The sequence below is a fragment of the Pseudoroseomonas cervicalis ATCC 49957 genome (assembly GCF_000164635.1).
Taxonomy (GTDB): domain Bacteria; phylum Pseudomonadota; class Alphaproteobacteria; order Acetobacterales; family Acetobacteraceae; genus Pseudoroseomonas; species Pseudoroseomonas cervicalis.
The window spans coordinates 888,751-897,209 of sequence record NZ_GG770777.1 but is presented as its reverse complement, the minus strand read 5'-3'; the positions used below and the strand labels follow the sequence as shown (position 1 = coordinate 897,209).

Annotated in this window: 8 protein-coding genes; 7 read left to right on the top strand and 1 reads right to left on the bottom strand. The window is 70.9% G+C overall.

The genetic code is table 11. From position 1 onward, the window contains the following. The first annotated feature begins 20 nt into the window (after positions 1-20). Positions 21-515 carry a response regulator gene (locus HMPREF0731_RS24945; RefSeq protein ID WP_040611902.1) on the top strand — a complete coding sequence of 165 codons (495 nt, stop codon included), beginning with the start codon at positions 21-23 and terminating at the stop codon, positions 513-515. A gap of 61 nt (positions 516-576) precedes the next feature. On the opposite strand, the gene HMPREF0731_RS03860 is transcribed toward HMPREF0731_RS24945, so the two are convergent. Continuing rightward, complete coding sequence (locus HMPREF0731_RS03860; RefSeq protein WP_007002715.1) at positions 577-2,016, bottom strand: amidase; 1,440 nt, start codon at positions 2,014-2,016, stop codon at positions 577-579. A gap of 147 nt (positions 2,017-2,163) precedes the next feature. Between HMPREF0731_RS03860 and HMPREF0731_RS03855 the strand changes: the two genes are divergently transcribed. From HMPREF0731_RS03855 to HMPREF0731_RS03830, 6 genes are all read left to right on the top strand, one after another. Further along, complete coding sequence (locus tag HMPREF0731_RS03855; protein ID WP_040611901.1) at positions 2,164-3,069, top strand: polysaccharide deacetylase family protein; 906 nt, start codon at positions 2,164-2,166, stop codon at positions 3,067-3,069. A 69-nt stretch (positions 3,070-3,138) separates the two neighbouring features. Beyond that, the gene (locus HMPREF0731_RS03850; protein WP_040611900.1) at positions 3,139-4,308 is read left to right on the top strand and encodes a diaminopropionate ammonia-lyase; all 1,170 of its coding nucleotides are present in this window, start codon (positions 3,139-3,141) and stop codon (positions 4,306-4,308) included. A gap of 96 nt (positions 4,309-4,404) precedes the next feature. After that, complete coding sequence (locus HMPREF0731_RS03845) at positions 4,405-5,739, top strand: extracellular solute-binding protein (RefSeq protein ID WP_007002712.1); 1,335 nt, start codon at positions 4,405-4,407, stop codon at positions 5,737-5,739. Between the two features lie 71 nt (positions 5,740-5,810). Beyond that, positions 5,811-6,695, top strand: coding sequence for a carbohydrate ABC transporter permease (locus HMPREF0731_RS03840; RefSeq protein ID WP_007002711.1), 885 nt, complete (start codon positions 5,811-5,813; stop codon positions 6,693-6,695). 17 nt (positions 6,696-6,712) lie between these two features. Continuing rightward, the gene (locus HMPREF0731_RS03835) at positions 6,713-7,627 is read left to right on the top strand and encodes an ABC transporter permease subunit (protein WP_007002710.1); all 915 of its coding nucleotides are present in this window, start codon (positions 6,713-6,715) and stop codon (positions 7,625-7,627) included. Between the two features lie 2 nt (positions 7,628-7,629). Beyond that, a partial coding sequence (locus HMPREF0731_RS03830) for an ABC transporter ATP-binding protein (RefSeq protein WP_083854463.1) occupies positions 7,630-8,459 on the top strand: 830 nt, incomplete at its 3' end.

The window sequence follows — 8,459 nt, the reverse complement described above, 5'->3', positions numbered from 1 at the left end:
CGGAAACAGGGAGAGAGGCCATGCGGCAGCCGGCGGAGGAGACGCAGATCAGGGCGCAGCAGGTGGGCGGCGCCAGCGGGACCGGGGTGGCGGCGGCCGGGGCGGCGCCGACGGCGCTGGGCTGGCCCGAAGGCGCGGCCGCGCTGGTGGTCGAGGACGACCCGCTGATCCGCATGAACCTGGCGCAGATGGTCGAGATGATGGGCCTCACCCCGGCCGAGGCCGGCAAGGCGGACACGGCGCTGGCCTGGCTGGACCGCAACCCGGCGCCGGCGGTGCTGATCACCGATCTCAGCCTGCCCGGCATGGATGGGGTGGCGCTGGCGGTGGAGGCGCGGCGGCGCTGCCCCGGCCTGCCGGTGCTGCTGGCCACCGGCCATGCCGAGGGCACGATGCAGATTCCGGAGGAGCTGCGCCCGGATCTCGGCTTCCTGGCCAAGCCCTTCGCCATGCACCAGCTGGAGCAGGCGCTGCGCGCGCTGTGGGAAAAGACCGCCGGCCGCGCCGGCGGCTGAGCCGCGCCCCCCAGGCGGCGGGGCGAGCGGGGGTGCTGCGGCGCCCCCGTCGCGTTTTCCGTCAGGGGTGGTGGTCGTGGTGATGGGCGCAGGCCTGCGCCGCCTCGGGGGCCGCGACCGGGGCCTGGGCGGCCAGGCCGCGCTCCAGCACCCGCGCCGCGCGCAGGCAGAGATCGTCGCGCAGCTGCGCGGCGGCGAGCTGCACGCCGCGCGGCATGTCGTTCTCGTCCAGGCCGAAGGGCACGGTGATGGCGGGCTGGCGGGTCAGGTTGAAGGCGAAGGTCCAGGGCGCCCAGTCGCGCCACAGCGCCTCGGTCGGCTTCAGCGTCGGCGCATCGGCGTCGAAGGCGGCGGTCGGCGTGGTCGGGCAGAGCACCAGGTCGTATTTCAGGTGGAAGCGCGCCATGGCGTGCGCCGCCTCGGTGCGCAGCGCCTCGGCGCCCAGGAAATCCACCGCCGACATGCCGCCCTCGCGCTCGGCGACCTCCTCCAGGCCACGGTCGAGCAGGGCGCGCTGCTCCGGCGCCATGGTGTTGACCAGGCGGGCCAGCGCCACGCCCCAGACGCGGCCGAAGATCTGGCGGGTGTCGGGCAGCTCGGGGTCGGCATCCTCGACGATGGCGCCGTGGCGGGAGAGCATCTGGGCGGCGGCCAGCACCGCCGCCTCGCCCTCGGCGTCGATCGGCGGCGCATAGCCCAGGCGGCGCACCACGGCGACGCGCAGGCCGGCGACGCCCTCCTCCAGCCCCTCGCGCCAGTCGCGCGGCGGCTCGTGCACACAATAGGGGTCGCGGATGTCGGGCTGGGCCATGGCGGAGAGCATCAGCGCCGCGTCGCGCACGCTGCGCGCCATGGGGCCGGCGCAGGAGACCTGGCCGAAGGCGCTGTGCGGCCATTGCGGGATGCGGCCATAGCTGGGCTTGAAGCCGACCAGCCCGCAATAGGCAGCGGGGATGCGGATGGAGCCGCCGGCATCGGTGCCGATATGCAGCGGGCCGAAGCCCGCCGCCCCGGCGGCCGCCGCGCCGGAGGAGGAGCCGCCCACGGTGCGCTGGGAGTTCCACGGGTTGCGGGTGATGCCGTGCAGCGGGCAGTCGCCCGGGGTCTTCCAGCCGAACTCGGTGGTGGTGGTCTTGCCCAGGATGACGGCGCCGGCCGCCTTCAGCCCGATCACCGCCGGCGCGTCCTCGGTGGCGGGGGTGGCGGCGGTGGTCTTGCTGCCGCGCCGGGTCGGCATGCCCTGGACGTTCAGCAGATCCTTCACCGTGACCGGCACGCCATCCAGCGGGCCCATCGGGCGGCCGGCGGCCCAGCGCGCCTCCGATTCCCCGGCCTGGGCCAAAGCGCGCGGGTTCAGCAGGGCGAAGGCGTTGACCCAGTGGTTGTTGCGCGCCACGCGCTCCAGCACCGCCTGCAGCGCCTCGACCGGGGAGAGGCGGCGGCTGGCATAGAGGGCGAGGAGCTGTTCGGCCGTCATCAGGGCCGGATCGGTATCGGACATCGGGCGATCCACGAGGAAGGGCGGCGTGCGGGGCGGCGCAGCATAGGGCGTGGCGGCGGGCAGGGAACCCCCTGGCTGGCCGGGGTGGCCTTGGCGTGGCGGCGGGGGCGGCGCAGGATGCGCCGAGCCCTGGAGGAGAGACGCCGCATGGCCGAGCAGCCCGCCAAGACGCAGCCCTGGGAATGGGAGGAGGCCGAATGGCGCCGCATCGTCGGCCGCGCCTCGGCCGGGCGCAGCCTGAAGCCGGCGGCCTGGCCGGGCGGGGCGCGCTGCGCCGTGGCGCTCTCCTTCGATGCCGACCATGAGACCATCCCGCTGCGCGACGCGGATGAGAGTCCGATGCGGATCAGCCAGGGCGAGTATGGCGCGCGGCAGGGCGTGCCGCGGATCCGCCGGCTGCTGGACCGGCACGGGGCGCGGGCCAGCTTCTTCTACCCCGCCGTCTCCGCCCTGCTGCATCCGGAGGAGGTGCGGGCGGTGGCGGCGGAGGGGCATGAGATCGGCATCCATTCCTGGATCCACGAGGCCAACACGACGCTGCCGCCGGGCCGCGAGCGCGAGCTGAGCCTGCGCGCCGCCGACACGCTGGAGCGGATCTCCGGCCAGCGGCCGGTGGGGATGCGCACGGCGAGCTGGGATTTCTCGACCGACACGCTGTCGATCCTCCGCGAGATGGGGCTGCTCTATGACAGCAGCCTGATGGCGGATGACGAGCCCTATGAGCTGCTGGACCAGGGTGAGCCCACCGGCATTGTCGAGCTGCCGCCGGAATGGATCCGCGACGACGCGGTGTATTTCAACATGCTGCGCTTCTCGGGCCTGCGCCCTTACACGCCGCCCTCGGCGGTGGAGGAGATTTTTCGGGCCGAATTCGATGGAGCCTATGCGGAGGGCGGCACCTTCCTGCTGACGATGCATCCGCACATCATCGGGCATCGCAGCCGCATCGCGCTGCTGGACCGGCTGCTGGAGCACATCCGCAGCCATCAGGGCATCTGGTTCTGCACGCATGCCGAGCTGGCGCGCTGGTGCAAGGACCAGGCCGCCAACTGACAGAAAAAAGATGGGGGTCTGGGGGAATTCCTTCCCCCAGCCTTTCTTTTGCTTTTTGGAATTTTGTCGATGATCCCCGCTCGCCCTTTCGATGTCTTCGTCAACCCCAATCACGGCACGCCCGGCGTGGTGGTGCTGCCCGAGGGCGGTTTCCGCCGCGCTGCCGCCGAGATCGCTTCCTGGCCCGGCTATGCGGTGACGCCGCTGCTCGCGCTGGAGGATGTGGCGGCCGCCGCCAGCGTTGCTGCTGTCCACTACAAGGATGAGGGCGGCCGCTTCGGCCTGGGCAGCTTCAAGGCGCTGGGCGGGGCCTATGCGGTGGCGCGGCTGCTGGTGGCGGAGCTGGCGCGGCGCGGCGTGGCGCAGGCGGCGAGTCCGGCCGCGCTGATGGCGGGCGAGTATGCGGATGCGGTGGGGCAGATCACGGTGACCTGCGCGACCGATGGCAATCATGGCCGCTCGGTCGCCTGGGGCGCGAAGCGGTTCGGCGCGCGCTGCGTGATCTTCGTGCATGAGCATGTCAGCCAGGGGCGGCGCGACGCCATCGCAGCCTATGGCGCCGAGATCCGCGTGGTGCCCGGGCATTACGATGATTCGGTGCGCGAGGCGGCGGCGGTGGCGGAGCGGGAGGGGTGGTTCGTCGTCTCCGACACCTCCTGGCCCGGCTATACCGAGGTGCCGCGCGACGTGATGCAGGGCTACCGGCTGATGGCGCAGGAGGCGCTGGCGGCGCTGCCGGCCCCGCCCACGCATGTCTTCGTGCAGGGCGGCGTGGGCGGCGTGGCGGCCGCCGTCTCCGTGCAGCTGCGCGCGCAGGGGGCGGGGGATGCGCGGCTGGTGGTGGTGGAGCCGGAGCGCGCCGCCTGCCTGCTGGAGAGCGCCCGCGCCGGCGCGCCGCGCGCGGTGGGCGGCGATCTGGACACGCTGATGGCGGGGCTGGCCTGTGGCGAGCCCAGCCTGCTGGCCTGGCAGGAGCTGGAGCGCGCCGGCTTCGCCTTCATGGCGGTGGCGGATGATTCGGCGGTGGATGGCATGCGGCTGCTGGCGCGGCGCCAGCCGCCGGTGGTGGCCGGCGAAAGCGCGGTGGCGGGGCTGGCCGGGCTGCTGCTGGCGGCGCAGGATGCGGCGGCGCGGGACGCGCTGGGCCTCGATGCCGACAGCCGCGTGCTGGTCTTCGGCACCGAGGGCGCCACCGATCCGCAACTCTACGCGCAGCTTGTCGGCACGCTGTCTCCGTAGTGTCACGCAACCGTCAAGCCGGAGTCATGCCGCCCGGCTAATCCCCCGCCCGACCGGCGCGGCCCCGCCGCGCCATCGGAGAGATCGGGGGATTCTATGCGGAAGACTGGTATCGCGGCGCTTGCCGCCGGCCTGGCCATGGCGCTGGCGGCGCCGCAGGCGGAGGCGCAGCAGCGCCAGCGCTTCACCTGGTGGTACGGGCTGACCGGCCAGCTCGGCGAGGTGATGCAGTCCTACTGCAAGAACTTCAACGCGGCGCAGAGCGAGTTCGAGATCGTCTGCACCGGCCAGGGCGACTACGCGCAGGCGCTGCAGAACACCATCGCCGCCTTCCGCGCCAACGAGCACCCGACCATCGTGCAGGTCTATGACGTCGGCACCACCGACCTGATGCTGTCGGGCCAGTACATCCCGGCGCGCCAGCTGATGAGCGAGAACGGCCACCAGGTGGCCTGGGACAACTACATCTCCTCGATCGGCAACTACTACGCCACCAGCCGCGGCGAGATGCTGAGCTTCCCGTTCAACTCCTCCACCGCGGTGATGTACTGGAACAAGGGCGCCTATCGCGCCGTGGGCCAGGAGAACCCGCCCGAGACCTGGCAGCAGGTGGAGCGCGCGGCGCGGGCGCTGAAGGCGCAGGGCCATGCCTGCCCGATCGCCATCGATTTCGATTCCTGGCAGCACTGGGAACAGTTCAACGCCATCCACAACCTGCCGATGGCGACGCAGCAGAACGGCTTCGGCGGGCTGAACGCCGAGGTGAAGATCAACGACCTGTTCCGCCGCCACGCCAACAACCTGCTGAACTGGCACAAGGAAGGGCTGGTGCAGATCCGCACGCCGCAGAATGGCGGGCTGGTGCCGGCCTTCGCGCAGGGCGAATGCGCGATGACCATGGGCTCCATCGCCAACCATGTCGCCATCACCCGCACCGCGCGGCAGGGGATGGAATGGGGTGTGGGCATGCTGCCGCTCTATGAGGGCCACAACCGCACCAACAGCATGGTGGGTGGCGCCTCGCTCTGGGTGCTGAAGGGCCGCCCGGCGGCCGAGTATCGCGGCGCCGCCGCCTTCCTCGCCTTCATCGCCCAGCCGGAGCAGGAGCTCTACATGGTGCAGAACACCGGCTACATCCCGGTGACGCGCAGCGGCTATGAGCGCATCCGTGCCTCGGGCTTCTACGGCCAGCCGCAGAACCAGGGCCGCGAGATGGCGATGACCTCGCTGCTGGCGACCGAGCCCACGGAGAATTCGCGCGGCCTGCGCCTCGGCAATTTCACCCAGGTGCGCGCCCTCTACGCCAATGAGATGGCCGCGGCCTTCGGTGGGCAGAAGACGATGGACCAGGCGCTCGCCGCCATCGAGACCCAGGCCAACCAGCTGCTGCGCCGCTTCGAGCAGACCTATCGCGGCCGCCAGCTGCCCTGATCCGCAAGACCGGCCCGCGCGTCGCCTGACGCGCGGGCCTTCTTTGTTTCCTGCCCACCGGGGACGCCATCTTGGAACGCCGCGCCACCTTTCGCACGCCGCTGCTGCCCTGGCTGCTGGTCCTGCCGCAGCTGCTGATCATCTTCGTCTTCTTCTACTGGCCGACCGGCGAGGCCTTCGTCTGGGCCTTCACGCTGGAGCAGCCCTGGGGCGGCGGGCGGCAATGGGTCGGCTGGCAGAATTTTTTCGAGATCTTTTCCAGCGAACATTACTGGCATTCCGTCCGCATCAGCATCGTCTATGCGCTGGGCACCTCGGCGCTGGCGATCGGCATCGCGCTGCTGCTGGCCCTGTTCGTCGATCGCGAGGTGACGGGCAGCCGCCACTGGCGCATCGCGCTGATCTGGCCCTATGCCATCGCCGCACCCGCCATCGGCATGATCTTCCGCTTCGTCTTCGACCCGCGCGCCGGCATGTTCAGCCTGCTGAACCAGATGTCGCCCGGGCTGTGGAACCCGACGCTGAACGGCACGCATGCGATGCTCATGCTGATCCTGGCCGGGGCCTGGCAGCTGGTGGCGTACAACTTCGTCTTCTTCCTGGCCGGGCTGCAATCCATCCCGCGCGGGCTGACCGAGGCGGCGGCGATGGATGGCGCCGGGCCGCTGCGCCGCATGCGCGACATCCAGGTGCCGCTGCTGGCGCCGACCTTCTTCTTCCTGCTGGTCATCAACCTGACCGACAGCTTCACCAACAGCTTCGGCCTGGTGCACATCATGACCGATGGCGGGCCGGCGCGCTCCACCGACCTGATGGTGTTCAAGATCTATTCGGATGGCTTCAAGGGCCTCGATTATTCCGGCGCCGCCGCGCAGAGCATCATCCTGATGATCCTGGTCGTGGCACTCACCTTCATCCAGTTCCGCTTCGTCGAGCGGAAGATGCATTACCGCTGAGGGGAGGGGAGCGAACCATGGTCGAACGCCGCCCGCTGCTCGACATCTTCACCCATGCGCTGCTGCTGCTCTCGGCGCTGGCGCTGCTGGTGCCGGTCTGGCTCGCCTTCGTCGCCGCGACCCATGACCTGGCCGGCGTCAACAGCGTGCCGATCAACTGGCTGCCGGGGCCGCATCTGTGGGAGAACCTGCAGGAGGCCTGGGCGCGCGGCGGCTTCGCCACGCGCTTCGCCACCAGCCTGGTCGTGGCGCTCGGCGTCACCGCCGGCAAGATCGTGCTGGCGATGCTGGCCGCCTTCGCCATCGTCTTCTTCCAGTGGCGCGCCCGCATGCTGGTGTTCTGGGCGATCTTCCTGACTCTGATGCTGCCGCTCGAGGTGCGCATCGTGCCGACCTATGCGGTCGCCGCCAATGCGCTGCGCCCGTTCCAGACGATCCTCGACGTCACCGGGCTGACCGCCCTGGTGCAGGCGCTGAGCGGCATCGAGATCAGCCTGGAATGGCGCATGCTGAACACGCCGGTCGGGCTGATCCTGCCGCTGATCGCGACGGCCACCGGCACCTTCCTCTACCGGCAGTTCTTCCTGACCATCCCGGAGGAGCTGGTGGAGGCCGCCAAGATGGATGGCGCCGGGCCGCTGCGCTTCCTGCGCGACGTGCTGGTGCCGCTGTCGCGCACCACCATGGCGGCGCTGGCCACCATCCTCTTCGTCTATGCCTGGAACCAGTATCTCTGGCCGCTGCTGGTCACGACGGAGCCGGAGCGCGCGACGGTGATGGTGCAGCTCTCGCGCATGGTGCCGCGCGGCGACGCGCTGCCGCAATGGAACATCGTCATGGCCGGCGTGCTGCTGGCCATGCTGCCGCCGCTGGCGATCGTGGTGCTGATGCAGCGCTGGTTCGTCCGCGGCCTGGTGCAGACGGAGAAATGAGCATGGCCGCCATCGCCTTCGCCAAGGCCCGCAAGACCTATGGCGCCAACACCGCCATCCACGACGTCGACCTCGAACTGCCGGAGGGTGGCTTCATCGTCATCCTCGGCCCCTCGGGCTGCGGCAAGTCGACGCTGCTGCGCATGATCGCCGGCCTGGAGAGCATCACCGGCGGCGAGCTGCGCATCCATGGCGCGCGCATGAACGAGCGCGAGCCCAAGGATCGCGGCTGCGCCATGGTGTTCCAGAACTACGCGCTCTACCCGCATATGAGCGTGGCCGAGAACATCGCCTATCCGCTGAGGGTCGCCGGCACGCCGAAGGCCGAGCGGCAGGCGCGGGTGGCCGAGGTCGCGGCCGCGCTGGAGCTTTCCGCGCTGCTCGACCGCCGGCCCGGCCAGCTCTCGGGCGGCCAGCGCCAGCGCGTCGCCATGGGCCGCGCCATGGTGCGCCGCCCGAAGGTCTTCCTGTACGACGAGCCGCTGTCGAATCTCGATGCCAAGCTGCGGGTGCAGATGCGGCTGGAGCTGCGCCGCCTGCATGAGCAGCTCGGCGCCACCTCCGTCCTCGTCACGCATGACCAGCAGGAGGCCATGACGCTGGCGGATCATCTTGTCGTGATGAATGCCGGCCGCGTCGAGCAGGCGGGCTCCCCGCGCGAGGTCTATGAGCGCCCGGCGACGCTGTTCGTGGCCGGCTTCCTCGGCGCGCCGGCGATGAACCTGGTGCCGGCCGAGCTGGAAGGCGAGGGGCGCGCCGTGCGCATCGCCGGCGGGCCGCTGCTGCCGCTGCCGGGGCGCGCGCGGCATGGCAGCGCCGCCGTCACGCTGGG